The 25,649-nt window shown below is 72.8% G+C and carries 22 protein-coding genes, 1 tRNA gene and 1 pseudogene; 7 read left to right on the plus strand and 17 right to left on the minus strand.

All coding sequences use genetic code 11. The features are described from left to right. Positions 1-447: 447 nt before the first annotated feature. The 4 genes and pseudogenes from mftD to DQ239_RS07960 all read left to right on the plus strand — a co-directional run bounded on the left by mftD (position 448) and on the right by DQ239_RS07960 (position 4,298). Positions 448-1,701, plus strand: a complete 1,254-nt coding sequence (mftD, locus tag DQ239_RS07945; RefSeq protein ID WP_113833879.1) for a pre-mycofactocin synthase MftD — start codon at positions 448-450, stop codon at positions 1,699-1,701. A gap of 18 nt (positions 1,702-1,719) precedes the next feature. After that, a pseudogene (locus DQ239_RS07950) lies at positions 1,720-2,538 on the plus strand (mycofactocin-coupled SDR family oxidoreductase); the annotation flags it as partial. Between the two features lie 96 nt (positions 2,539-2,634). Further along, positions 2,635-3,465, plus strand: a complete 831-nt coding sequence (locus DQ239_RS07955; protein ID WP_113833881.1) for a mycofactocin-coupled SDR family oxidoreductase — start codon at positions 2,635-2,637, stop codon at positions 3,463-3,465. Further along, positions 3,465-4,298, plus strand: coding sequence for a mycofactocin-coupled SDR family oxidoreductase (locus tag DQ239_RS07960; RefSeq protein ID WP_113834041.1), 834 nt, complete (start codon positions 3,465-3,467; stop codon positions 4,296-4,298). Before DQ239_RS07955 ends, DQ239_RS07960 begins: the two co-directional genes overlap by 1 nt. A gap of 158 nt (positions 4,299-4,456) precedes the next feature. Here the strand turns inward: DQ239_RS07960 and DQ239_RS07965 are convergent, their stop codons facing one another. From DQ239_RS07965 to DQ239_RS07980, 4 genes are all read right to left on the minus strand, one after another. Next, the gene (locus DQ239_RS07965; protein ID WP_233488907.1) at positions 4,457-5,053 is read right to left on the minus strand and encodes a CAP domain-containing protein; all 597 of its coding nucleotides are present in this window, start codon (positions 5,051-5,053) and stop codon (positions 4,457-4,459) included. 51 nt (positions 5,054-5,104) lie between these two features. After that, positions 5,105-5,530, minus strand: a complete 426-nt coding sequence (locus DQ239_RS07970) for a PRC-barrel domain-containing protein (RefSeq protein ID WP_113833882.1) — start codon at positions 5,528-5,530, stop codon at positions 5,105-5,107. A 146-nt stretch (positions 5,531-5,676) separates the two neighbouring features. After that, positions 5,677-6,702, minus strand: coding sequence for a sodium:calcium symporter (locus tag DQ239_RS07975; RefSeq protein WP_233488908.1), 1,026 nt, complete (start codon positions 6,700-6,702; stop codon positions 5,677-5,679). A 97-nt stretch (positions 6,703-6,799) separates the two neighbouring features. After that, positions 6,800-7,081, minus strand: a complete 282-nt coding sequence (locus DQ239_RS07980) for a DUF3040 domain-containing protein (protein ID WP_158544800.1) — start codon at positions 7,079-7,081, stop codon at positions 6,800-6,802. A 257-nt stretch (positions 7,082-7,338) separates the two neighbouring features. On the opposite strand from DQ239_RS07980, the gene DQ239_RS07985 reads away from it, so the two are divergent. The 3 genes from DQ239_RS07985 (at position 7,339) to DQ239_RS07995 (ending at position 11,522) form a co-directional block, all read left to right on the plus strand. Beyond that, positions 7,339-9,249 carry an MFS transporter gene (locus DQ239_RS07985; protein ID WP_199582766.1) on the plus strand — a complete coding sequence of 637 codons (1,911 nt, stop codon included), beginning with the start codon at positions 7,339-7,341 and terminating at the stop codon, positions 9,247-9,249. Positions 9,250-9,434: 185 nt separating this feature from the next. Beyond that, the gene (locus DQ239_RS07990; RefSeq protein WP_199582768.1) at positions 9,435-11,228 is read left to right on the plus strand and encodes a thiamine pyrophosphate-dependent enzyme; all 1,794 of its coding nucleotides are present in this window, start codon (positions 9,435-9,437) and stop codon (positions 11,226-11,228) included. 48 nt (positions 11,229-11,276) lie between these two features. After that, positions 11,277-11,522 carry a hypothetical protein gene (locus DQ239_RS07995; RefSeq protein WP_147252038.1) on the plus strand — a complete coding sequence of 82 codons (246 nt, stop codon included), beginning with the start codon at positions 11,277-11,279 and terminating at the stop codon, positions 11,520-11,522. Between the two features lie 24 nt (positions 11,523-11,546). On the opposite strand, the gene DQ239_RS08000 is transcribed toward DQ239_RS07995, so the two are convergent. From DQ239_RS08000 to DQ239_RS08060, 13 genes are all read right to left on the minus strand, one after another. Beyond that, positions 11,547-12,980 carry a phosphatase PAP2 family protein gene (locus DQ239_RS08000; protein ID WP_147252040.1) on the minus strand — a complete coding sequence of 478 codons (1,434 nt, stop codon included), beginning with the start codon at positions 12,978-12,980 and terminating at the stop codon, positions 11,547-11,549. Beyond that, positions 12,977-14,344: a DUF2254 domain-containing protein gene (locus DQ239_RS08005; protein WP_113833887.1), complete on the minus strand. Its 1,368-nt coding sequence runs from the start codon at positions 14,342-14,344 to the stop codon at positions 12,977-12,979. The genes DQ239_RS08000 and DQ239_RS08005 overlap by 4 nt, the downstream gene beginning before the upstream one ends. Beyond that, positions 14,341-15,750, minus strand: coding sequence for a proton-conducting transporter membrane subunit (locus tag DQ239_RS08010; protein ID WP_113834045.1), 1,410 nt, complete (start codon positions 15,748-15,750; stop codon positions 14,341-14,343). The genes DQ239_RS08005 and DQ239_RS08010 overlap by 4 nt, the downstream gene beginning before the upstream one ends. Before the next feature lie 21 nt (positions 15,751-15,771). Then, positions 15,772-17,262 carry an NADH-quinone oxidoreductase subunit M gene (locus DQ239_RS08015; RefSeq protein ID WP_233488910.1) on the minus strand — a complete coding sequence of 497 codons (1,491 nt, stop codon included), beginning with the start codon at positions 17,260-17,262 and terminating at the stop codon, positions 15,772-15,774. Further along, entirely contained in the window at positions 17,259-19,181 is a 1,923-nt protein-coding gene (locus DQ239_RS08020; protein WP_233488912.1) for a proton-conducting transporter membrane subunit, read from the minus strand. The genes DQ239_RS08015 and DQ239_RS08020 overlap by 4 nt, the downstream gene beginning before the upstream one ends. After that, complete coding sequence (nuoK, locus tag DQ239_RS08025; protein WP_113833889.1) at positions 19,178-19,480, minus strand: NADH-quinone oxidoreductase subunit NuoK; 303 nt, start codon at positions 19,478-19,480, stop codon at positions 19,178-19,180. The genes DQ239_RS08020 and nuoK overlap by 4 nt, the downstream gene beginning before the upstream one ends. Next, positions 19,477-20,037: an NADH-quinone oxidoreductase subunit J gene (locus DQ239_RS08030; RefSeq protein WP_113833890.1), complete on the minus strand. Its 561-nt coding sequence runs from the start codon at positions 20,035-20,037 to the stop codon at positions 19,477-19,479. The genes nuoK and DQ239_RS08030 overlap by 4 nt, the downstream gene beginning before the upstream one ends. 1 nt (position 20,038) lies before the next feature. Then, entirely contained in the window at positions 20,039-20,971 is a 933-nt protein-coding gene (locus tag DQ239_RS08035; protein WP_113833891.1) for an NADH-quinone oxidoreductase subunit H, read from the minus strand. After that, positions 20,968-22,110: a hypothetical protein gene (locus DQ239_RS08040; protein ID WP_113833892.1), complete on the minus strand. Its 1,143-nt coding sequence runs from the start codon at positions 22,108-22,110 to the stop codon at positions 20,968-20,970. The genes DQ239_RS08035 and DQ239_RS08040 overlap by 4 nt, the downstream gene beginning before the upstream one ends. After that, positions 22,101-22,445, minus strand: coding sequence for an NADH-quinone oxidoreductase subunit A (locus DQ239_RS08045; protein ID WP_233488914.1), 345 nt, complete (start codon positions 22,443-22,445; stop codon positions 22,101-22,103). Before DQ239_RS08045 ends, DQ239_RS08040 begins: the two co-directional genes overlap by 10 nt. 166 nt (positions 22,446-22,611) lie before the next feature. After that, positions 22,612-23,142 carry a hypothetical protein gene (locus DQ239_RS08050; RefSeq protein ID WP_113833893.1) on the minus strand — a complete coding sequence of 177 codons (531 nt, stop codon included), beginning with the start codon at positions 23,140-23,142 and terminating at the stop codon, positions 22,612-22,614. A gap of 331 nt (positions 23,143-23,473) precedes the next feature. After that, a tRNA-Gly gene (locus tag DQ239_RS08055) sits at positions 23,474-23,547 on the minus strand. A 71-nt stretch (positions 23,548-23,618) separates the two neighbouring features. Then, a complete protein-coding gene (locus tag DQ239_RS08060) occupies positions 23,619-25,550 on the minus strand; it encodes an alpha/beta fold hydrolase (protein ID WP_113833894.1) in 1,932 nt (643 codons plus the stop codon). Between the last annotated feature and the right edge of the window lie 99 nt (positions 25,551-25,649).

Genomic DNA, 25,649 nt, shown 5'->3' on the forward strand with positions numbered 1-25,649 from the left:
GCGTCCCGGCGCTGGGCGGTGTCCCTGCTGGGCGCTCGGCTCGTCGTGCAGCACGGCCTCCTCTTCGCACGGCCGAGCCCGTCCCTGCTCCGTGCGGCCACGGTGCTCGACGTCGTGCACGCCGCGTCGATGCTCCCGCTGTTGCCGGACACCCGGTACAGACGCGCCGCCGGCACCAGCGGCGGGGTCGCGGCCGTCTCGGCTGCCGTCACGGCGGTCATGGGCCTCCGTGGGATCGGCGGCCCCACCGGAGGGACCGGGCGAGGGCTGTCACCGGTGTGACGACCACCAATCCGGACGCCTCCCGGTGGGTGCACTGCTTCTTTGCGGCCGTGTGACGATCCGTGGTCCCGGGTGTCCGGGTCACCGAGCGGGGCAGGTGCCGGGAACAGAACGACACGAGCTGAGACCGCAGCTCGATCGATCCCGCCTCCTGGACGGAGTCCCATGGCGAGCACGAGGAACTGGTTCGAGACCGTCAACGAGGCCCAGTGGCGGGCGAAGAAGCGGCTGCCGCGGTCGGTCTACCTAGCCTTGCTGGCCTCCACCGAGCGCGGGTTGACCCTGTCGGACAACGTCGGTGCCTTCGACGAGTTGGCCTGGCGGCCGCGGATCGGGGACCTGCCCGGGGAGCGGGACCTGAGCACCACGGTGCTCGGCCACGAAATCTCGATGCCTCTGCTGATCTCCCCGGTGGGCGTGCAGGCGGTGCACCCCGAGGGGGAGGTGGCTGTCGCCCGAGCCGCCAAGGAGGAGGGCACCGCGATGGGGCTGTCGTCGTTCGGCAGCAAGCCGGTGGAGGAGGTCGCCGAGGCCAACCCGCTGACCTTCCTGCAGACCTACTGGGTCGGCACGCGGGACGAGATCTTGGCCCGTGCCGAGCGTGGCAAGGCCGCCGGCGCCAAGGCGTTCATCCTCACTCTGGACTGGTCGTTCGCCTCCCGCCGCGACTGGGGGAGCCCGCCGATCCCGCAGGCGATCGACCTCAAGACGATGGTGCGGTTCGCCCCGGAGGTGATCCGCAAGCCGCGGTACCTGGCCACATACCTCCGACACCTGCAACTGCCCGAGCTGGGCGTACCCAACATCGGCGCGGTGGGGGAGGAGCCCCCCGGGTTCTTCGACGCCTACGGCCAGTGGATGCAGACCCCGCCGCCCAGCTGGGACGACCTGGCCTGGCTGGTCGACCAGCTGGACCTGCCGGTGATGATCAAGGGCGTCAGCCACCCGGACGACGCCCGCCGGGCCGTGGACATCGGCGCGGCCGCCCTCTCGGTCTCCAACCACGGCGGCAACAACCTGGACGGCACTCCCGGCTCGATCCGCTCGCTGCCCGGAGTCGTCGACGCGGTCGGCGGGCAGATCGAGATCCTCTTCGACGGTGGCATCCGCCGCGGTGCGGACGCGGTGAAGGCGCTGGCGCTCGGAGCCCGTGCGGTGATGATCGGCCGTGCCTACCTGTGGGGCATGGCCGCGAACGGTGAGCAGGGCGTGCGCAACGTGCTGTCGATCCTGCGCAGCGGCATCGACGAGGCGTTGCTGGGCCTCGGGCACGCCTCGGTGCACGACGTCCGCCGCGAAGACGTCATCGTCCCCGCTGGTTTCACCCGGCAGGACGGCGCCCCGGCGCCCGCTGCGGCGGCGGTCGCGGCGCTCCCCGTTCCCCGGCAGTCACCCCCGCAGTCCGCGCCGGAGGGCTGAGCGACGGGCGCCCTCGAGGGGAAGGTCGCCGTCATCACCGGCGCGGCGCGGGGCCAGGGCCGCAGCCACGCCGTGCGGATGGCGCACGAGGGAGCCGACGTGATCGCCGTCGACCTGTGCGGCCAGATCAGCACGGTGCCCTACCCGATGGGAACTCCGGACGACCTGGCCGAGACGGTGCGGCTGGTCGAGGCGCTGGGCCGCAGGGTCGTGGCGACCCGCGCCGACGTCCGGGACACCGCGGCGGTCCAGCAGGCGGTCGACGACGGCGTGACGCGGCTCGGCCGGCTGGACGTCGTCGTCGCCAATGCCGGCGTCACCAGCTACGCCCCGGCCGAGGACATCAGCGACGCGATGTGGGACGACGTCGTCGGCACCTGCCTCTCCGGAGCCTTCCGCACCGCGCGGGCGTCGATCCCGCATCTGAAGGCACAGGGCGCCGGCGCGATGGTGCTCATCAGCTCCACCGAGGGGCTGGTGGCCAACCAGCACATGGCGCACTACACCGCGGCCAAGCACGGTGTCGTCGGGCTGGCGAAGGCGCTCGCGCTGGAACTCGCGCCGCACGGGATCCGGGTGAACTCGGTGCACCCCACCTCGACGGACACCGTCATGATCCACAACGACGCGACCTACACGCTGTTCCGGCCGGATCTGGAGCCGCGGCACGTCACCCGCGACGACGTCGACCCACCGTTCCGCGGGTTGAACGCCCTGCCCGTGCCGTGGGTGCAGCCGGACGACGTCACCGACGCGGTGGCCTGGCTGGTCAGCGACGCGGCCCGCTACGTCACGGGCATCCAGCTGCCGGTCGACGCCGGCGCCACCACGACATGACCTCCATCGCGCACAGCGGGCCTCGGCCGGTTGCGCGCGATGGCCGCGGCAGCTCCCAGCCCCGGAGCGGGCCGTACCCCGACCGAGAGGAATCTCATGGGAAAGCTCGATGGAAAGGTCGCCTTCGTGACCGGCGCGGCTCGTGGCCAGGGCCGCAGCCATGCCGTGCATCTGGCGCGGGAGGGGGCGGACGTCATCGCCGTCGACCTGTGCAGCCAGGTGGACACCGTGCCCTACGACCTGGCGACCCCCGACGACCTGGCGCAGACGGTCGCGGAGGTCGAGGCACTGGACCGCCGGATCGTGGCCACCCAGGCCGACGTCCGCGACGGCGCGGCGATGAAGCGAGCCGTGGATGACGGTGTCGCCCAGCTCGGCCGGTTGGACATCGTCGTGGCGAATGCCGGGATCCTCAGCTTCTCGACCGCGGAGGAGATGCCCGACGAGATGTGGGACGACATGATCGCCACCAACCTGTCGGGCCAGTTCAAGGCGGTCCGACCGGCGATCCCGCACCTGAAGGCCAACGACGACGGCGGGGCGATCGTGATCACCAGCTCGACCGCCGGCCTCCGGGGGATCCAGAACCTGGCGCACTACACGGCAGCCAAGCACGGCGTCGTCGGCCTGGTGAAGGTGCTCGCTCTGGAGCTCGCGCCGGACAAGATCCGGGTCAACTCGGTGCACCCGACCAACGTGAACACCGACATGATCCAGAACCAGTCGACGTACTCGAACTTCCGGCCCGACCTGGACAACCCGGGCAAGGACGAGGTGCAGGACACCTTCGCCAGCCTCAACGCACTGCCGATCCCGTGGGTGGAGCCCGCCGACGTCAGCGAGGCGATCCTCTACCTGGTCTCCGACGCCGGCCGCTACGTCACCGGCATCCAGCTGCCGGTCGACGCCGGGATGGTGGTCAAGTGATGGCCGGGCGACTCGAGGGCAAGGTCGCCTTCATCACCGGTGCCGCGCGCGGCCAGGGCCGCAGCCACGCGCTGCGGCTGGCCGAGGAGGGCGCCGACATCATCGCCGTCGACATCGCCGCCCCGGTGGAGACGATCCAGATGTACCCACCGGCGACCGAGGACGACCTGGCGGAGACCGTCCGCCAGGTGGAGGCACTCGACCGCCGGATCGTCGCCACCCAGGCCGACGTCCGCGACCCGGCGGCGCTGAGGTCCGCCGTCGACGACGGCGTCGCCCAGCTCGGCACGTTGGACATCGTGCTCGCCAATGCCGGCGTGTTCGAGATCTTCCCGGCTCTGGAGCTCTCCGACGAGGCCTGGCGGGAGATGATCGACATCAACCTGACCGGCGTGTGGAACACCTGCAAGGTGAGCCTGCCGCACCTGGTGGAGAACGGCGGGGGAGCGATGGTGCTCACCAGCTCGACCGCCGGGCTGAAGGGAACGCCGAACACGATCCACTACACCGCGGCCAAGCACGGCGTCGTCGGGATCATGCGCACGCTGGCCAACGAGTTCGCGCCCCACTCGATCCGGGTCAACACCGTGCACCCCACGGGGGTGGACACGGTGATGATCCAGAACGAGAAGACCCGCGGGCTGTTCCTGGGAGGCGCCGAGAACCCGACGCGGGAGCAGGCCGCCGAGGCGTTCGAGGCCACCAACGCGCTACCGGTGCCGTGGGTCGAGTCCCGGGACATCTCCAACGCGATCCTGTTCCTCGTCTCCGACGAGGCGCGGTACATCACCGGGGTCGCCCTGCCGGTCGACGCTGGCTACACCATCAAGTAGTGGTCACCCGGTACCGGGCTCCGAATGCCCGGTACCGGGTTGCCGATCGGGGTTCGGCGAGGTCGCGATCAGCGTCCCGCCCGCAGGCTTCGCTGTCGGCAGGACTGCCGGGGGAGCTTCGGCTCGGTGTCCGCGGAACGACCGGGGTGGGCGCGGCGTCAGCCGCAGCCGGGGCCGTCCTCGGCGGGGCGGGCGATGGGCTCCTGCGGTGGAGTCTGCGAGGCAATGGCCGGGAGGTCGGCAGACGCTGTCCGACCGAACTCCTGCGTGGCCCACACCGAACCGTCGGCGGCGCAGACCACGCCGATCCCGAGCCGATCGAAGCCGGGATTGAGGACGTTGACCCGATGCTCGTCCGAGCGCATCCAGCCGACGTGGAGGACCCCGGCCGGCACCGCCGCGGACGACGTGGCGATGTTCTCGCCCATGGCGCGGAGCCCCTCGACGTCTCCACTGCCCAACACCTCACCGATGTCCTGGTGTTCGAACCGGCCGCTCTGCGCCATGGACTCACTCCAGCTACGGGCCACCGCAGCCAGCTGGTCGCTCCAGCCGACGGGGGCCAGACCGCGCGCCGTCCGCTCGGCGTTGACCCGGTCGAAGATCGCGCGAGCCATGCGTTCCTCGGCCGGAGTGGCCCCGTCACCGGCCGGCGGGGTGGTGGAGGGCGGTGCGGTGCTCCCCACGTCGGTCCCGACGGCCACGCACCCGGGCAGGAGCGCGCACAGGACGAACAGGACGAGTGCCGTGCCCACGCGGCTTCCCCGGGCGGACGCCGCACCTCGGCGAGAGGACACGCGCGGCGCTCAGAACGGGAAGCCGGGGTACCGGTAGCCCGCGCCCCAGAACGGTGCGGCGCCCCACCACCCGTAGACGCCGTCGTAGTAGTCCGGCCGGGCGGCGACCTCCGGGTCATAGGCGGGGACGCCGCCCATGCCATTGCGCTCGCGGTCGATGTGGACCCGATCGGTGTCGACGGAGACGACGGCGTCCACCGGGACGAGGTAGTGCGACGTCCCGATGCCGAGGAACCCTCCCTCGCCAACCCGCAGAAGGCGGACCCTGTTCTCCCGGTCGTCGACGAGGAGGTCGTCGACGCGGCCGACCTCGTCACCGTTGCGGTCGACGACCGTTCGGCCGCGGACGTCGGCAGCCGGGTCGGCGACGGTCAGCTCGGTCTCGCTCAGCGGGTACAGGGTCGCCGTGCCGAGGGAGTCTTCTCCGTTGGTCATGTCAGTTCGCCTCGTGATCGCCGTAGCGGTGGCTCGGGCTTGGCCGCGGTACGCCTACCCCCTGGTGCCGCAGCGAAGCGGACGTCATCGGATCGCAACGTCCGCCTCCAGGGCCGCCGAAGTCATGAATCCGTCCGGCTCCAGCGTCAGCCGCCCACGAACAGGAGGGCGACGGTGCCGCCGTAGATGAGGAAGATCGAGACACCCTCGAAACCGATCCACTTCCGGTCACGCATGAGCAGGCCACCGGCCAGGACCGCGGTCATCAGCATGGTTCCACCGAGCAGCACCAGGCTGGTCGGGCCGGCGTCGCGGTACAGGGGGCCATCGAGGTACGCGACGTCGGCGATGGCGATCATGAGGACGTCGTAGACGTTCCCCCCGATGATGTTCCCCACGCCCAGGGTCAGCTGCCCCATCCGTACGGCCGTGAGCAGGACGACGAGCTCGGGCAGCGAGCTGATCGCGGTGGTCAGGGTGAATCCGACCAGCCCGCTGTCCAGCCCGGTTCCCGCAACCACACCGAGTCCGGCTCGACCGACCACCCATCCAGCGACGCCCGTTCCCAGACCGAGGACGGCCAGTGAGGCCCACAGCCGGCGAGTCGTGGGGCCGCTCCCGCCCTCGTCCGCAGGGTCGTCCTGGCGCTCCTCGGTGTCGGCCGTACGGGTCGGCTGCCACATCGGTTCCCGCTGCATGCGGCGGAGCAGCACCAGCCCGTAGCCGTAGAAGACCGGGATGAGCACCGTCAGCGGGTGTATCCAGCCGAGTGTCAAGGCCGGAGTGGCGTAGCCGATGACCGGGATCGCGAGCAGGGCGAGCAGGATCACCGCCTGCAGCACGTTCTGCAGGCTCGCGGCCGCGCGCTCGATGTTGCCTCGCCGGTAGAGGAGATCGGCGATGGCCAGCCAGACGGTCTGCAGGGCGATGCCACCGACCGGGTTCGAGAGCGCGAAACCCGCATCCCCCTCCAGCGCTCCGGTCAGCACGGTGACGTTGCCGGGCAGCGATGTCACGGCGCCGAGGAGCAGCGCTCCGCCCAGCGCATCACCGAGGCCGGTCCGCTCGGCCAGGATGTCGGCGGTGCGGGTCAGCCGGACGCCGGCCACCACGATGACCAGCGCCATGGCCCCGAGGGCGAACACGCTGGGGCCCAGCGGCCACGTCGTCAAGAATCGCTCCGCTCGTCCAGCCTGATGGATCCCGGTGAGCGCACCGTCACGTCCGTGGTCGGCTGCCCGCCCCGGCCCGCTGCGCCGAGATGACGCATCAGCGGCGGCGCCCCCAGCGTCGCTCCCCGGTCACCAGGACGGCGACGGTCAGCGGGGGGACCAGCCCGGCGACCCCGAGCACTGCGGAGTGGGCGAGCGCGGCCGCCCCGAGCAACGCCAGCGCGGACACCGCAGCGATCGCCACCGACCATCGCCACCGGCGCGATTCCCGCGTCGCCGGGGGCGCTCCGGTCCCGGCGAGCAGCCGGGCGAGATCGGGGGACTCCGTCCTGAGCGCTGACTCGATGTCCTCGAGTCGCTGTCGTTCCGAGCCCGTCATGGGCCTCGGCTCCTTCCGCCGGGGGCACACCCCTCGGTCCGCCGCTGTGCTCGACGGGAGCGAGGGGTGCCCACGTCCGCGGGCGCCCACACGCGCGGGCCGGCGGTGTTCCTCGCGGCTGGCTCGGGACATCTCCGCTTTGCGTAGACCCCTGGCCACACGCAGGATGCCTCTGGCGACCGGGCGTGGCTCCGGCCGCCGGCGCCCAGCCCCGGCGCCGCTGTGCGGAGACGCTCCGGCGGACACCAGGGGGGCACGTGGCCCGGGCCCAGCGCGACGAGCAACTGCAGACCATCGAGACCGATGTGCCCGCCCGGCTGGACCGACTCCCGTTCTCCAGGTTCCACCGCCTGGTGATCATCGGCCTGGGCACGGTCTGGATCCTCGATGGGCTCGAGGTGACCATCGTCGGCAGCATCGCCGCACGGATGGTGGAGGCCGGGAGCGGGATCGAGATCACCGCCAGCCAGATCGGCCTGGCAGCCTCCATCTACATCGTCGGGGCCTGCACCGGCGCGTTGCTGTTCGGTCAGCTGACCGACCGATTCGGCCGCAAGAAGCTGTTCCTGCTCACGCTCGGTGTCTACATCACGGCCACCGTGCTGACCGCGTTCGCGTGGACCCCGTGGTTCTTCTACGTCTGCCGCTTCTTCACCGGCGCAGGCATCGGCGGGGAGTACGCCGCCATCAACTCCGCGATCGACGAGCTGATCCCCTCCCGGCTGCGCGGGCGGGTCGACCTGCTGATCAACGGCTCCTACTGGCTGGGTGCCGCGTTCGGCTCGGGCGCCTCGCTGCTGCTCCTCGACGAGGACCTCCTCGGTCCGAGCGTCGGCTGGCGGATCTCGTTCGTCATGGGTGCCGTGCTGGGCCTCGTCATCCTCGTCGTCCGGCGGCACGTGCCGGAGAGCCCGCGATGGCTGTTCATCCACGGCCAGGAGGACGAGGCGAACCGCACCGTCGAGGCCATCGAGCGGGAGGTGCGCGAGGAGACCGGAGAGGACCTGGAGGAGCCGCACGACACCCTGAAGATCCGTCAGCGGCACGTGATCCCGTTCCGGGAGATCGCCAAGGTGGCCTTCACGCGGTACCCCAAGCGCGCGGTGCTGGGCCTGGCGCTCTTCGTCGGCCAGGCGTTCCTCTACAACGGCTTCACGTTCAACCTGGGCACGCTGATGTCGACGTACTTCGGGGTGGCCTCGGGTTTCGTACCGGTCTTCCTGATCGTCTACGCGGTGGGCAACTTCCTCGGGCCGGTGCTGCTCGGCCGGCTGTTCGACACGGTCGGGCGCAAGCCCATGATCAGCCTGGCCTACCTGGGTTCCGCCGTGATGGCGGTCGTCACGGCCGTCCTGTTCACCGGGCTCAACTCCTGGACGTTCATCCTGCTGCTCGGGCTGACCTTCTTCCTCGCGTCGTCCGGGGCCTCGGCTGCGTACCTGACCGTGAGCGAGATCTTCCCGATGGAGACGCGTGCGCTGGCGATCGCGTTCTTCTACGCCGTCGGCACCGGGATCGGGGGGATCGTCGGCCCGCTGCTGTTCGGCCGGCTGATCGAGAGCGGCGACGCCGGCGCACTGATGACCGGCTTCTTCATCGCGGCGGCCGTCATGGCCCTCGGTGGGCTGGCCGAGATCGTCTTCGGGGTCAAGGCGGAGAACGCCTCCCTGGAGTCGATCGCGATGCCGCTGACGGCCGAGCACGCCCAGGACGGCGACGGCGGCGACGACGGCGACGACGACGCCCAGGACGACGTCGGGGCGCGCGACGCCGAGGATCCGGCCGCGCGCCGCCGGGACCGGGAGGCAGCCGACCGCATCCGGGCGCGGGTGGTGGGCCGGGAGCAGCGGGAACGTCGTGGCCTGCGCCGCTACCGGCCCGGCCCAGGGCAGTCGCTCTACTCGCCCCGGATGACGATCACGACCCCGGGCCGGGACGAGCGGTCGCTGGACCGGCACATCGCCGCAGTGGAGGCGGTGCTCCGGCAGCGAGGGACGCTCACCCAGAAGGCGCTCGCCGAGGCCGTCGGCGCCCGCTGGTGGGGGCCCGGCCAGCTGCGGCTGGCGCTGCGGGAGGCACAGGAGGAGGGCAGGGTCCGGCGCGTCGGCCGCGACCGGTACGCCGCCGAGCAGGACCAGGCGGCGGCCGGACCAGTCGGATCAGCGTGAACTGATCGGCTTCCCCATCTCGCCGCCGGACCGGCCGGGGACAGGGGGATCGACGAGGTCCTGCGAGGCAACGATCGCTCCCCTCGGGGCCTCCATGGTCGGGTTTGGTCCACGGGAGTCCCGGAAACCGTTGCGCCAGGCAACGTCGGGGCGGGTTCCCGGCGTCCGCGCCCAGCCCCGGCGCCGTGCCCGCGTTCGCTCCGGAGGTGCACGTGAAGGAGACCGTCGGCGAGTCGCTGGTCAAGCGCCTGATCGCCTGGGGGGTGGACACCGTCTTCGGTCTTCCCGGCGACGGCATCAACGGGATCATGGAGGGCTTCCGCCGGCACGCCGACGAGATCCGCTTCCTGCTCGTCCACCACGAGGAGGCTGCGGCCTTCATGGCCTGCGGCTACGCCAAGGCCACCGGGAAGCTGGGCGTCTGTCTGTCGACCAGCGGTCCGGGCGGCATCCACCTGATGAACGGCCTGTACGACGCGAAGCTGGACTACACGCCGGTCCTGGCGATCACCGGCTCGCAGGAGACTTCGGTGATGGGCACCGCCTACCAGCAGGAGGTCGACCTCACCCGTCCGTTCATGGACGTCGCGCAGGCCTACAACATCCTGATCAGCAACCCGGCACAGCTGCCGGCCGCGGTCGACCTCGCCGTGCGCAACGCGCTGTCGAAGCGGGGTGTGGCGCACATCAGCGTGCCCAACGACATCCAGATCGCCGAGGTCGAGTCGCCCTACGCGAGCCCCAGCCCCGGCGAGCCGGCCGTCACCCTTCCCGTGTACCACCCTGCGCCGACCACGCCGCGGAGCGAGGACCTGCAGCGGGCCGCGGCGGTGCTGGACGCCGGCAGCAAGGTCGCGATGCTCGTCGGTGCCGGCGCGCTGCACGCCCGGGACGAGGTGTTGGCTCTGGCCGACGCCCTCGCGGCGCCGATCGTGAAGTCGCTGCCGGGCAAGGCCGTCGTCCCCGACGACTCGCCGTTCACCACCGGGGGTCTGGGGCTGCTCGGCACCGGCCCGTCGGAGGACGTCATGGACGGCTGCGACACCCTGCTGATGCTGGGCACCAACTACCCCTACACGAAGTACCTGCCCACCGACCGAGGCGTCCGAACCGTGCACGTCGACCTCGACTCCGGCCGGATCGGCTCCCGGATGCCGACCGAGGCGCCCGTCGTCGGCGACGCCAAGGAGGCCGCCGCAGCGCTGCTGGGCATGGTGAGCCGCGAGGAGGACCGCTCGTTCCTCGAGTCGGCGCAGAAGGGGATGGCCAGCTGGCGGGAGAACATGGCCGCCCTGGAGACGCCCGACCGCAGCCCCATCGCGCCGCAGTACCTGATGCACACCATCGACGAGCTGGCGAGCAACGACGCGATCCTGACCTGCGATTCCGGCACGATCGCGACCTGGGCGGCCCGGCACTGGACCATCCGCGGCGGCCGCGAGTTCTACCTGTCGGGCAACCTGGCGACGATGGCCCCCGGTCTGCCGTACGCCATCGCGATGCAGCACGCATTCCCCGGCCGCCAGGTGATCGGCTTCGTCGGGGACGGCGGCTTCGCCATGCTGATGGCCGACTTGCTGACGGCCACCCGCAACCGGCTGCCGATCAAGATGGTGGTCAACAACAACAACTCGCTCGGCCAGATCCTGTGGGAGCAGATCATCCTGGGTGACCCGGAGTTCGCCGTCCGCTACCCCGACCCCGAGCCCGACTTCTCCGCGTGGGCCCGCACGTGCGGTGCGCACGGCGAGAAGGTGACGGATCCGGGACGGCTGCGGGAGGCCGTGCGGGAGTTCCTGGCCCACGACGGACCGGCCCTGCTGGACGTCTCGGTCAATCCGAACGAGCCGCCGATGCCGGGGAAGATCCAGTACGAGCAGGCCAAGCACTTCGCGGAGGCGTTCTTGCGCGGCCAGCCACACCGGCTCTCCACCCTGGCCAGTGTCGCGCGCGACAAGATCCAGCAGTTCCGGTCATGAGCGCGGTCGATCTCCCCGACGCCCTCGCCGAGCGTGGCGTGGCCGGACATGGATGACCGGTCCCGCCGCCGGTCCGGCCGCGGAGCCGGGCACCCCCGGGACGATCTCGCGACGGCACTGTCCCTGTGCCACCGCGCGGCCGATACGGCGGCGCAGGCGGAGGAATGGGCGGTAGAGGCGGTTCGCCGGCTGCACGTCGGACAGCTCCCCGCGTACCTGCGTCAGGCGACGGCGACCCAGCAGCTGCAGTACGCGGTGGTCCGCGTGGTGCTGGAGGGCAGGGCGGTCCTCTGAGCGGGAGCACCACGGTCGGCTCGGTCATCGGTCCGGCGTCGGCGGATGCTCGCCCGGCCGCAGCAGCAGGCGAGTGTAGGCAGCCAGCCACGCCGCGCCGAGCAGCAGGCCGGCGAGTACGTCCGTGGGGTGGTGCGCCGCGACGTACATCCGCGAGAAGCCGACGGCGAGCACCACCGCGGCCGGCACGCCGAACAGCACGCGCCACCGGTGACCCCGGCCGGAGACGAGCAGCACGGCGGCCGCCCCGTACACGACGGTCGCGGCTGCGACGTGCCCGGAGGGCCAGCTCGCCTCGACCGGGAGCCCGTCGGTGAGGTCGGCGACCGACGGGCGTGCCCGGTCGACGACGGCGGTGACGGCCGCGTACAGCAGCACCTCCCCGACGGTAGCGACGACGACGAACAGCGCAGGTCGCCGGCGGCGGGTGAGCGCAACAGCCAGCACGGCGGTGGTCACCGACACCGCCACGATGGCGCGGGTGCCGGCCAGGTCGCCCACGGCCTCCGCGACGGAGGTCCGCAGCGGGGTGCGCAGCTCGACCAACCCGGCGGGCACCGCACGGTCCCACCGGCCCAGCCAGGTGCCCGATGCCACCGCGGTCACCAGCAACCCCAGCGCGGTCGCCGCCGCCCAGGCGGCGGCCGCCGCCAGCGCCATCCGCCGCGCGGTGGCCACTCCGTCGGGCAACCACCGGTCCGCCGCGAAGACCGGGGACGGCGGGACCTCCAGCGGGTCGAGCGGCTCCCGGGGAGCTACGCCACGGTCGTGCTGCCACGCGCGGAAAGCCAGTGTCGTCGTGGCCAGCCAGCCGGCGCCCATCGCCCACCCGGCCAGGACGTCGGACAGGAAGTGCACCCCCAGGGCGAGCCGGGTGATCCCCACGGCTCCCGCCACGAGCGAGGCCGCCGCGAGGAGCCAGGGCCGCCACCGGCGATCGACGACCGGCAGGGTGAGGAGGGTCAGCGTGCCGAAGGTGACCAGGGCCGTCGTGGCGTGACCGCTGGGGAAGCTCGCGTTCGCTGGCGTCGCAGCGACGGGCACCTCCACCACCGGGCGCACCCGGTCCACCAGGGCCTTGGTGACCGGTACGAGCACGGCCAGCCCCAGGCCGGTCACGGTCGTGAAGAGAGCCAGCCGGCGCCGGCGGCGGACCAGCAGCACGACCGTGGCGAGGGTGAGCAGCCAGACCGCCGTCCCCGTCCCACCCAGGTCGGTGACCAACCGCAACGCCGACAGCACCGCCGGGGAGTCACGCACCACGCGGTTCAACTCGTCGGCGATGCCCTGGTCGGCGCCGGCCAGAGGCGTCCAGCCCCGGGTCACGAGGAGCAGGAGCACCAGGAACGGGACGGCCCCGACCAGGACGGCGACGAGACCGAGCAGCGCCCGGAACCCGAACCGGCGCCGGGCTCCGTGCTCGGCGGCGGGACCGGAGGTCGCGGGTACCTCCGTCACACCCCTCCCGCCCCCGGCCCGTCCGACGGCCACAGGCCGGCCAGGGCCCGGTCGAGGCGCGTCTCCCAGGCCGACAGCTCCGCTGGGGGCACGCGGGTCGTCTCACCGGCCAGGGCGGTGAGGTCGGACAGGTGGCGGTGCAGTGCGTCGTCGAGCAGCCCGCGTGGCGCCCGCCAGGCGACCTCACGCAGGAGAGCCGCCAGCCGGCGCAGCACGGCGGGCTGGCCGTCGGCGAACTGCAGCGGTTCCTCCACGACCAGCTCGAGCAGAGCCGCCGCGGTCCACTGCGGCACCACCAGGCGCACGACGCCGTCGTCGTGGGAGTGCGCGACCGCCGTCAGCGGTCGCTCGACGAGGTCCCCGAGGATCGCCGAGGCGTGGGACAGCGCGTGCACGGCGGTCGTCGGGTCGTTGATGCCGGGGGACAGGGCGCGCGCGGCGATGTCGACGACCTTGCGCAGGCTGTAGGCGACGTCGCGCTCGGGGGAGCGCTCGAATCCCAGCCGCAGCCCGTCGGCCAGGGCGCCGGCCACCTCGTCGAGGTCGGCCGCACCCTGCTCGGGCAGGGGCCACACGTGGGCCACGGGGGTGCCGGCGACCACGGAGTCGCCGATGCGGACGGCGAGCCGCACGAGGACGCCGTACCGGCGGGCGGCGGCGACGAGCGCGGCTTCGTCGACATCCACGAGGAACCCGCTGGAGGCGGCGACCACAGGCCGCCCGGCTCCCACGGGGACCTCCGGGGGCGGCTCCGGGGGGCTCCCGGCTCCGGGTAGCTCCCGGTCGATCGTCCGGCTGGCCTCGTCGTGGACGTCGCGCAGCATCGTCTCCACGCGCAAGGACCGGGCGAGGTGTCCCAGGAACAGCAGCAGGGCCACGACGCTGCCGAGGGTCATCAGGTACCCGACCGTGATCGACAGTCGAGGCACCACGGCATCGGACCCGACGGCCGCGTCCTCGGTGCGGACGGTACGCAGCACGGTCAGCGCGTAGACGAAGGTCGCCACGAGCTGGGCGAGGGTGAGCTGGACGACCCGGTCGGTGACGAAGGTCTGCAGCAGCCGGGGTGAGTACTGGCTGCTGCCCAGCTGAAGGGCGACGATGGTGAGGGAGAAGGTCAGGCCGGTCACCGAGATGAGGGAGCCGGCGATGGCGGCGAGCAGGTCCCGCGCGGCCGAGGGACCGCCACCGAAGGCGAAGGTGAGCGGGTGCTCGCCGTTGCCCCCCTCGAGCGCCGAGTCCAACGCCGGCATCCCGATCCCCAGGCCGATCGCGATGACGACCCCGAGGACGGGGATCGGCCAGAGCGCGCTGCGCAGCCGCGCCAGCACGGCGGCCGCCGGCCCGCGGGTACGAGGGCTCACCGGGCCACCACCGCATCCTGGACGGCGGGAAGCAGTCCCGACAGCGCCGGGAGGAGGACGAGGACGGAGAGCGCCGCGACGACCGCGGTCACCGTCGCGAGCGGCCGGTGCGGCTCCGGGCCGCCTGTGCGTTCCCCGGGCCGGTAGGCCGGCGCGATCCAGCGCAGGTAGTAGAAGAGGCTGGCCACGGTGTTGGCCGCGGCGACGACGACCAGCCAGGCCATCCCGCCCTCCCAGGTGGCCGTGAAGACGCTCAGCTTCCCGAGGAACACCGCCGTCGGCGGGGTGCCGACCAGGCTCAGCAGGGCCACGAGCAGCGCGCCACCCAGCACCGGTGCCGACGCAGCCAGCCCGCGGGCGTCGGCGACCGAGCGCCGCTCGGGGACGGCGGCCACGACGGCGAACGCGGCGAGGTTCGTGACCGCGTAGGCGGCGAGGTACACCAGCAGGGCCGGCAGCGCGTCGGAGGAGGTGCCGGCGACTGCGACCGGCATGAGGAGGTAGCCGACCTGGCTCACCGTCGACCAGCCGAGCAGCCGGCGGACGTCGTCCTGGGCGAAGGCCGCGAGGTTGCCCAGGGTCATGGTCAGCGCGGCCAGTACGGCGACGAGCAGCGGCCAGGACACCGAGTCGGGCAGCACCGACACCAGCCGGTAGGCGGCCACGAGGGCACCGATCTTGGGCACGGTGGTGAGGAACGCGGCGGCGGTGACCCCGGCTCCCTGGGCGGCGTCGGGCACCCAGAAGTGCCCCGGGACCCCGCCGGCCTTGAACAGCAGCCCGGCGAGCACCCCGAGCAGGCCGATCGCCACGGCAGCGGCCGGTGCGCCGGCCAGCCCGGCGCGCAGGTCGGCGTAGGCGGTGGCGCCGCCGACGCCGTAGAGCACGACCGAGCCGAGCAGGAGCAGGATGTTGAGCAGCGCGCCCAGCAGGTAGGCCTTCAGCGCCGCCTCGGCGGCCCGGGGGCCGCGGGTCATCCCGATCAGCCCGTAGAGCGGGATGCTGGCGAGAAGGAAACTCACCGCCAGCACGAGCAGGTCGCTGGCCGCGGCCATCACGGTGGCGCCGAGCGAGGAGAGCAGCAGCAGCGCGTACGTCTCGCTCTCCCGCGGCCTGCCCCGGACCTCCTCGGTGCCGAGGGCGATCACCAGCAGCGTGGAGCCGACGACGACCAGCCGGGCGACGCCGGTGGCGGTGTCGACGGCGAACGTCGTTCCGTAGACCGTCAGCGGGTCGCCGGTGAGAGCGGCGGCGGCGGCGACCCCGGAAGCCAGCAGTGCGGCGAGCGCGACCAGCCGGGTGAGCCACTGCCGGTCGCGGGCCAGGAACGAGCCGGCGAGCAGCGTGGTGACCGCGCCGACGAGCAGGCAGATCTCGGGGAGGAGGGCCAGGGGGTCCTTGCCCATGGCGGGGTGCATCGCCGGCCCCTACCGGCTGACCAGGTCGACCACCGACTCGGCGGCCGGCGCGATGAGGTCGAGCAACGGCCACGGGACGATGCCGACGAGCAGGGACAGCGCCAGCAGGCCTCCGGCGGCGACTGTCTCGCGGAGGTGCAGGTCGGGGAAGCCGACCGAGAGGCCGGTCGTCCGGCCGGTGAGCAGCCGCTGCACGGCCCGCAGGAACAGGGCCGCGGTGAGCAGGATGCCGAGGAGTGCGACGGCGGCGACCGGGGTGGCCCCGATGCTGCCGGTGAAGACCTGGAACTCGGCGATGAACCCGCTGAAGGCCGGCAGCCCGAGGGAGGCGAACGCGCCGACCGCGAACAGGGCGGCGAAGCGGGGAGCGGGTGCCGCCAGGCCGCCGTACTCGTCCATCGCGTAGCTGCCGCGGCGCTGGTGCAACACCCCGGCGAGGAGGAAGAGGGCCCCGGTGGTCAGCCCGTGGCTGACCATCTGGGTCACCGCGCCGGTCACCGCCAGCTCACGGGCGGTCTCGCCCGAGCCCACGAGACCGGCGGCGCCGACGGCGAGGACGACGTAGCCCATGTGGTTGACCGAGGTGTAGGCGATCATCCGCTTGAGGTCGGTCTGGGCGAGGGCGACGAGCGCGCCGTACAGGGCTGAGACGACGCCGATGGTGATGAGCACCCACGCCCAGTCCTGCCAGGCGTCGGGGAGCACGGGCATCGCGATCCGGACGAACCCGTAGGTGCCCATCTTCAGCAGCACACCGGCGAGGATCGCCGAGCCGATCGCCGGGGCGTCGGTGTGTGCAGGCGGCAGCCAGGTGTGGAAGGGAACGGTCGGCGTCTTCACCGCCAGGCCGAGCAGCAGCGCGGCGAGGACCCAGCCGCCCGTGACCGGGCTGTCCTGCAGCGGAGCCGCGGCGACGAGTTCGGGGATGTCGAAGGTGTGCGGATCGGCCGCCAGGTACAGCCCGATGAACCCGACGAGCAGCGCCAGGCTGCCGAGGAACGTGTAGAGGAAGAACTTCAGCGCCGAGCGCGCCCGGTCGCCGTGCCCCCACCCGGCGATGGCGAAGTACATGCCGACGATCGACAGGTCGAAGAACAGGAAGAACAGGATCAGGTCCTGGGCGACGAACAGCCCCAGGCAGGTGGACTGCAGGAACAGGAACAGGGCGGCCTGCGCCCGCGGCCGCCGCTGCTCCCGCAGCGCGTAGACCGCGCACGCGGCGAACAGGACCGCGGTCAGCACCACCAGCGGCAGCGAGAGCCCGTCGACCCCGACGTGGTAGCTGCTGCCGACCGAGGGGATCCAGCGGGCCCGCTGCTCGAGGGCCAGCCCCCCGTCGGGTGGCGTCTCGTAGGCCGCGACCGCGACGCCGACCAGCACGAGGTCGGCGACGGTCAGGGCGAGCCACGCCCAGCGCGCGGCGCCGTCGGGCAACCGGACCAGGGCCAGGACGGCGGCCGCGGCCAGCGGCAGGAACACGATGAGGCTGAGCACCGTCACCCCGTGAGCAGCAGGAGGGCGAGGCCGGCGCCGAGCACCAGCGTGGCCAGGACGTAGTACTGGTGGAGCTGCCCCGTCTGCGTCCGGCGGGCCAGACCGCCGAGCCTGCGAGTCACCGCGGCCACGCCTTCGGCAGCACCGTCGACGCCGGCCGTGTCGGCCACGGCGGCGCCGCGGGCGGCCCGGAGCGTCCCGGCCGAGAGCCCGCCGACCGCGCCGTCCAGCATCCGGTCGTCGAACCGGGCCAGCGCACGGGCCGGCGCCAGTGCCGCCCGCCCGGTGGACAGGACGGCCCGGTCGAGCACCCGGTCGTCGAACCGGGCCAGCAGCTCGGCCAGGCGCAGCACCGGCCGGGTGACCAGCCGGTCGGTCAGGATGCCCAACCCCAGCCAGCGGGCCGCCCAGCGTGGCTCCGGCAGGTCCACCCGCGCCACGGCGGCGACGACGGCGAGGGCGACGGTGGCGGAGAGGACCAGGTCGAGCAGGGGCGGCCGTGGCGCGCCGCTCTCCCCGAGGGCCGCACGCAGCTCCGTCCCGGCCGGCGGCCAGACGAGCAGGCCCAGCACGGCGGCCCCGGCGGCGAGGACCACGACCGGTGCGACCTGCGGGGTTCGGATCCGTCGGTTCCCCACCTCTTCGGTGTCGTAGCCGGCGTCGGCGTCGGGAGGTATCGGACGCAGGAGTTGCCACAGCGCCTTCGCGGCGTAGGCGGCCGACATCCCGGCGGCGGCGAGACCGGCGACGTACAGCGCGACGGACTGCTCCCGGGCCACCGCCAGGACGTCGTCCTTGGTGGCCCACAGCGACAGCGGCGGGATGCCGGCGAGCGTGAGCAGGCCGACCGCGGCGCAGGCGCCGACGACCGGCCACCGGCGGGCGGCGCCGGGCAGCGCTGTGAGCTGTTTGGTGCCGAGCGCGGAGAGCCAGGCGCCGGCGGCGAGGAAGAGCGCGGCCTTGGTGGCGGCGTGGGCGACGAGGTGGGCGGCGCCGCCGGACACCGAGCCCACCCCGGCGGCGAGCACGACGAACCCCAGCTGGGCCGCGGTGGAGGCGGCGAGCAGCTGCTTGAGGTCGGACTGGGCGATCGCCACGGCGCCGAGCGTGAGGGCGGTGAGCACCCCGGCCCACGCGGTGACCGGTCCGGCCCAGCCGGTCGACTCCAGCAGCGGGGCGGTGCGCAGCAGCAGGTAGCCGCCCATGGCGACCATGGCCGCGGAGTGCAGCAGGGCGCTGACCGGGCTCGGGCCCTCCATGGCGCGCGACAGCCAGAAGGAGAACGGCAGCTGGGCGGCCTTGCCGAGCGCGGCCACGAGGACGCCGGCGGCGACGACGTCCCGCCAGGGGCCGGCCGCGGCCGGCAGGTCGGCCAGCGCGAGCCCGCCGCCCCCGGCCAGCGCCGCCCCGGCGGCCAGGTACAGGCCGAGGTCGGCGGTGCGGGTGGTGAGGAAGGCGGTGGTCCCCGCGCCGACCTTGTCCCGGTCGCGCCAGGAGAAGCCGACGAGCGCGTAGGAGGTGGCGCCCATGACCTCCCAGGCGAACAGCAGGGTGGTCAGCGTCGTGGCGGTGACCGTGACCGCTACGGCGGCGGCGAAGAGCAGCATCAGCCCGGTGAAGCGGGCGCGGCCGTCCTCGACGTCGGCCGCGGAGAAGACCAGCACCAGCAGCGTCACGGCCGCGACCGCGGGGAGGACCACCGCCGCCAGCGGGTCCACCGCGAGGCCGAACGGCAGCCCCGGCAGGAAGCGGCTCTCCGCCTCGGGACGCAGCACCGCCGCGACGATCGCGAGCGCCAGGCCCGCGGCGGCGGTTCCCACCGCCACCGCCGGCGCCATCCGGTCGGCCCGACGTCCGACGAGGCACAGCAGTGCTCCGACGACGGCCGGGAGGGCGACCACTGTCCAGAGCAGGGCGGGCGTCACCGGGAGAGGTCCGTCGCCATGTCGGTCATGTCGGACTGGCGGGAGCGGTGCAGCAGTGTGGCGACGGCGAAGCCCATCGCCATCTCCACGGTCATCGCGGTGATGACGACGAGCAGGAGGACCTGGCCGTCGGGTGTGGGGGAGAGGAACCACCAGAAGGCGCCGGCGGCCAGGATCACCGCGTTGAGCATGAGCTCCAGGCCCATCATCACCATGACGACGACCTGCTGGGAGATCGCGCCGTACAGGCCCACCGCGAACAGCGCGGCGGCGACGAGGAGGACCGTCTGCAGGGTCATCGGCGGTGCTCCTGGTCGTCGCCCGGGAGGTCGTCGCCCTGGAGGTCCTCGCCGAGCCGGTCGTAGCGACCGCGCGGGAGAGCGAGGACCAGGGCGGCGACGATCGTGGCGAACAGGACCGCGCTGACGGTCATCATCACGAGCATCTTCGAACCCATCACCGCCTGCCCCAGCGAGGTGACCAGGTCGCCGGCCGGGGCCGCCCGCCGGGACGGCCACGGGACGAAGAGCGCGCCGGCGGCCAGCAGCCCGAAGGTGAGCGAGCTGACGGCGAGGGCCGCGCGCTTGCCGTGCACCATGCTCATCGGCATGAGCGCGGGGTTCATCCCCATGAACATGATCATGTAGATGGCCATGATGGCCATCTCCATCACCATCATGAGGACGACGACCACGCCCAGGTAGGGCAGGTCGAACAGCAGCAGCGCCAGTCCGACGGCGACGAAGGAGACGGCGAGGGCGTAGGTGGCCCGGGCCATCGAGTCCACCCGGAACACCGCGATCCCCGCGGCGACGGCCACGGCCGCGAGCACCCAGAAGACGACGTCGTCGAGCACGTCAGCCCCTCCCCACGACCACGACGGAGACCACGAGCAGCTGCAGCAGGACCAGCGGCAGCACGACCAGCCAGGCGGGAGTGACCAGGCGCTCCGGGCGGACCGTGGGCAGCCGGCGGCGCAGCAGGACGAGGAGCGCCAGCACCGCCGCCGTCTTGACCAGCGTCCACAGCCAGGCGGGCAGCAGCGGACCGTGGCCGCCGCCGAGGAAGGCGGTGGCCGCGAACGCGGAGCCGGCGGCGAGCAGCGCCCAGCGCCCGGCGAGCACGAGCCACCGGTCCATGCCCGAGGACTCGGCGAGCACCCCACCGGCGAGCTCGGGGCCGGCCGCGGCGGCGAAGGGGCCCCACACCGAGAAGGCCGCCACCCCCGCGCAGAAGACGGCGAAGGCGACCGGCATCCAGACGACGAACCACAGGCCCTGCTGCTCGGCGACGACGTCCCCCAACCGCAGGCTGCCCGCAGCTACCGCCGGCGCCGTCAGCGCGAACATCAGCGGCAGCTCGTAGGACAGCGCCTGGGCGAGGAACCGGTAGCCGCCGACGAGGGCGTGCACGCTGTTGGGCCCCCACCCGGCGAGCCACACGAACGCCCAGACCAGCACGTCCATGGCGTTGAACCAGACGATGCCGACGGAGAGGTCCGCGAGGGTCCACGGGCCCAGCGGTACGACGACGACCATCAGGAGCGCCGCGATCAGCAGCCCGATCCGCCCGGTGGCGGCCAGCGGCCGGTCGGCGGCCACGGTGGACCGCCGGCGCTGGCGCAGCAGCCGCGCGGTCTCCAGCCAGGGGACCGGGAGACCCGCCGTCCACGGCCGGCCGGCGGCGCGAGCGGCCAGCGCACCGTCCAGCGCCGCCGCCGCGGCCGCCACGGCCAGCAGCAGGACGGCGGCCAGCGGCACCCAGCCGACCGCGACCTCGACGACGCTCACGCGACCACCGCCCCGGTCCGGGCCGCGGCGGCGACGTCCAGGCCGGCGGCTGCGACCAGCAGCCGGACCGCCGCCAGATCCCGCCCGGCCAGCCGGGCCGGGAGGTCGGTGAGGGGCGTGGCCGAGACGGGCGCCGGGACGCCGTCGATGCTCGCGGCGGCCGACGCGAGGAGAACGAGCACGTGGTTCCGCACCTCGGGCAGGTCGCGGAGCGACCAGCGCAGCGATCGTGAGCGCGACACCCGCCGGGCCAGCCGGTCCAGCACCGGCCGGCAGTCCGCCGGGTCGGCATCGGTCAGCAGCGCGTCACGCAGCCGGGCGGCGCCGGTGGCCGCGTCCTCCCAGCCGGACAGCGCCAGCAGCGTGGCCGCCCGGTCGCAGCGGTCGGCAGGTGAGCCGTGCACCAGGTCGGCGGCCGGCGGAGCCGGCTCGAGGGCACCCAGCACCTCGACCCGTGCCTCCTGGACGACGTCGCCCGAGAGCGTGCAGTGGAGTAGCAGGCCGGCCGGCCAGTGCGGCATGACCGGCCCGAGCGGGACGTGCAGCACGTCGAGGGCGAGCCCATCTCGGTCCTCCCCACCTCCGGCGAGCGGGATCCCGCCCGGCATCGGCATGTCCATGTCGCCGTGGCCCATGTCGCCGTGGCCCATGTCGGCGTGGCCCATGTCGCCGTGGTCGCCGTTCCCGCCGAGGTGGTCGTCGTCTTCGTCGTCCTCGTCGTCCTCGTCGTCCTCGCCGGCGGCCGCGTCCTCGTGCCCGTCCTCGTCCACGGCCGGGCGGCCCATCAGGGGATCGTGCGGTCGCTCCTCGGCATCGGCGCGCTGCCGGCCGTCGTCGGCGAGTTCTGCGGCGGCATCGTCGAGGGCGGGCGCGACGTCGTTCGGATCGAGCAGGTGGATGCGGGCACGCGGTCCCGGCAGCTGTGCCCAGACGAGGTCGACGGCCGCCGCCATCCGCTCCCCGGGGCGACCGCAGACGGCGAGCACGTCGGCGTCGGCGGGGCAGAGTGCCGCGCGCCAGCCGCGGCGGCGCACCTCGCGCTCGACGGCGCACCGGGCCCGGCCCCAGCCCGGCGTCTCGACCACCAGCACCGCGACACGGCGTGTTGCGGCGGCGGCGAGCGCCGACGTCAGACCCACCGCAGTGCACCTTCGCGCCAGGCCCACACGACCCCGGCCATGAGCACGGCGAGGAAGACGAACATCTCCACGACGGCCGAGACGCCGACCTGAGCCACGACGGTGGCCCACGGGTACATGTAGAGCATCTCGACGTCGAAGGCGAGGAAGAGCAGGGTCACCGGGTAGTAGCGAGCGTGGAAACGGGACAGCGCATGTTCCTGCGGGCGCCAACCGGAGAGGAACGGCAGGCTCGGCAGTGGGCTGGCCGAGACGGCGGTCCACCGCTGCAGGAGGAGAGCCACGGCGGCGCCGCCGACCGCAAGCACCAGCATCACCGCCGCTGCGAGGAACACCACTCACCCCCATTTCAGACCGTGCGCCTCTACCCAGCCGTCTCCGATCCACTGTTGCGATCGCGTGACTGCTGGAGGCGGCGACCCGGTGGCAGTTCCGTGGTGCGGCCGAGACGTCGAGGGGGCGGCGGTTCCCTCCACCCGCACTACCGAGCCAGCGCGGCTCCTACTCCGCGACCTCGGGTCGCCCGCCGAAGACCGAGGCGGCGACCTCCCTACGGGTGTGGGTCAGCCACTCGTGCTGCCGTTCCGCCTGGTCGATGAATCGGTCGAGCTCCTCCTTGTCCAGGCGGTGGTCCGTCTCCGCTGCCACACGGAGGGTCTCGAAGCCACTGCGCTTGGCACGCACAGCAGAGGCCAGGAACTCGAACTCCACGAGGGACGACAGCGGTGAGCGGTGGAGCAGCCCGCCGTTGAGCTTCAGGCGCGACAGCTTCTCGCCCACCCACAGCGCCACCTGCTTGTACTGGCGGATGGGGAACCCGAGTGTGGCCATCGTGCTCGACAGAAAGCGGCGTTCCTCCTTCAGCTCGCCCAGCAGCCGCTCGAGGTCCGGCGCATAGGGGCCGTCTCGGTGCTCGGCGATCATCCGCTTCAGCAGCTCGATGCCGCCGCGGGCGGCCGCGAGGTGGTCGTTGCAGTAGATGGCCAGGAGCTCGGGGTTGTGGACTGAGGATGGATTCGTCGACTCGGACACTGGGCCTCCAGTACGGGTGTCGTCACTGCGCACAGTCTCGTGGTGGAGGCGGTTGCCTGCTCGTCGTCGCAGGCGCGTGCGGCTCGGGACTCGCCACGGTGGCTCCCCGAGCGACCCGAACCGACCCCTGGTGCGCAGCGGGCCCTGCACGTAGAGGCGGCCGCCGGGTGACCGAATCGACGATGACGTGGTAGTCGTCACACACTGTCCCGCCCCGGGTTCAGTGGGGCTTTGATCCGCCGCGGTGCCGACACTCATGGCGGCATCGCGAACCCGCCCAAACCAAGACGGTGTCACGGGACACCCGTGAAGGTGCTCCGTGACACCGCATTGGAGCGGGTGACGGGAATCGAACCCGCGTAATCAGCTTGGAAGGCTGGGGCTCTACCATTGAGCTACACCCGCGAGACCTGCGAGAGGTCCGCGCAGAGCCTAGCGCGGCGGCTCCGTCGTGATCTGCAGGGCGCCTGCGGAGGTCAGGACAGCCTCTCGATCGCCTGCACCGCCGGCAGGAAGATCTGCTCCCGGTGCACGTCCGCCCGACTCGGGCTCGTCGTCAGCTGCACCAGCATCAAGCCGTCCTCGCCGTCGGCGAGCGCCATGTCCACGCTCTGTCCGAGCTCCACGATCCGGTAGAGCTGCCACGTCGCGGCCTTGGTGGTCAGCTCGCCGACCGGCACGAGCGGCTCCTCCGTGCCGAGCTGCTCGGCGACGGTCGCCAGCACCTCCTCGGCGGTCACGCCCGGCACCACCTGCTGGATGAGCGAGGACAGGAGCGACTCCTGCCACAACCCGGGGAAGGACTCGATCCAGCCCTCCGGTCGCACCCCCGCCAAGCCCAGCTCGTCGCTCTCGAACGGCGTCATCTCCACCTCGACGCGCTCCGGCGTGAAGGGCGGCGCCTCGATGGTGTCGACGCAGTCCGTCGTCGGCTCGCGGTCGGGCTCGTCCAGGAAGTCGCCGGTGATCGCCACCGCGCACGCCCGGCTCGGCAGCGCGCCGTGCCCGGTGGAGGGGAACTGCACGAAGACGCTCTCGGACAGCTGCCCGGCGATCTGGTCACCCCACCGCGGCGGCGTGATCGGGTCCAGGTCACCGGCCAGCACCAGCGTCGGGATGTCGCTGGTCAGCGGCTCATTCGCGTCGGCGTCGGCTTTCCCGGCATCCCACAGCTCGCAGACCTCGAAGAGGCCGGTCCCCGAGGTCGGCCCCGTCTCGAAGAACCCCTCCACCAGCGGGTGCTCCGCGGCACCCGCGGCGACCGCCTCGCGAGACGCGAACGGCACCTCCTCGTTGCACTGCACGGCGAGCTGCTGGCCGACGGCGACGAGGTCCAGCGAGGCGACCTGCGTGCCGAGCAGCAGGCCGATCGAGCCGAACTCGCCGGCGGCCGCGGCGGTGATCACCTCGGGCAGGTGGGGGATCAGCTCGGTGGAGTAGAGGGACTGGAAGAGCGCGCCCACCAGGGTGTCCCCGTCGAGGTCGTCGTCCACCCGCTCCCCGGTGCTGGCGTCCACGACGGTCACGGGCGCCGGTGCGGCGTTCAACCGAGCCACGAGGTCCCGGAACGTCCGGCCCAGGTCCGGGTAGCGCTGCGCGCAGGCCGGGTCGGCGGCGCAGGCGGCGAACAGGGCCTCTATGGCGCGCTCGGCGTTGCCGGGCGTCTCCGCGTAGAGATCCGCCTCTGCCGGATAGGCGGAGTCGAGCACCACCGACCGGATGCCGTCGGGGTGGTCGCGCATGGCCTGCTGCGCCAGCCGGGTGCCGTAGGAGATCCCGTAGAGGTTCCACTCGTCGTAGCCGAGGGCGACCCGCAGGTCCTCCAGATCGGCGGCGGAGGCTGCGCTGTTGTAGTCGGCGAGGTCGACGCCGTCGTCGACCAGGCGCGCGTGGCACTCCTCGAGCGCGCCCGCCGCCTGGGCTTCCAGCTCCTCGTCGGGCAGATCGGAGCCGAGCGAGTCGCGCGCCCAAGAGCTGTACTCGTCGCACGCCAGCGACGGTTCGCTCAGGCCGGTGCCGCGCTGGTCGAGGAGCACGAGGTCGCGGTGCATGGTGAGCGGCTCGTAGAGCTGCGCGAACCCCTGCGACACCAGCTCGAGCGTGCTCTGGCCCGGCCCGCCGGACAGGTAGACGACGGGGTCGTCGGCCAGGTCGGGGGCATGGCTCCGAACGATGCCGAAGGCCAGCTCGATCTCGCCCGCGTCGGGATCGTCCCGGTCGGCCGGGACCTCGAGCGTGCCGCACTCCATGTCCACGCCCGCCGGCACGTCGACGTCGCAGTCGTCGAACTCCACGCTGCTCTGGGCCGTCTCCTCCGATGCGTCGTCCCGGTCCTCTCCGTCGGAACCGGAGCAGGCGCCCAGGAAGAGGAGCGGAACCAGCAGGAGAGCTGCGCGACGACCGGACATGGCCCCTCTTCATCCGCGGGAGGACGGCGGCCAGCGCCCGCCGAACCGAGCGACGGACGCCACCGACGCGTCGTCACCCTGCGCGCACCGTAGGGCACG

Source organism: Blastococcus sp. TF02-09 (genome assembly GCF_003319105.1).
GTDB lineage: Bacteria > Actinomycetota > Actinomycetes > Mycobacteriales > Geodermatophilaceae > Blastococcus.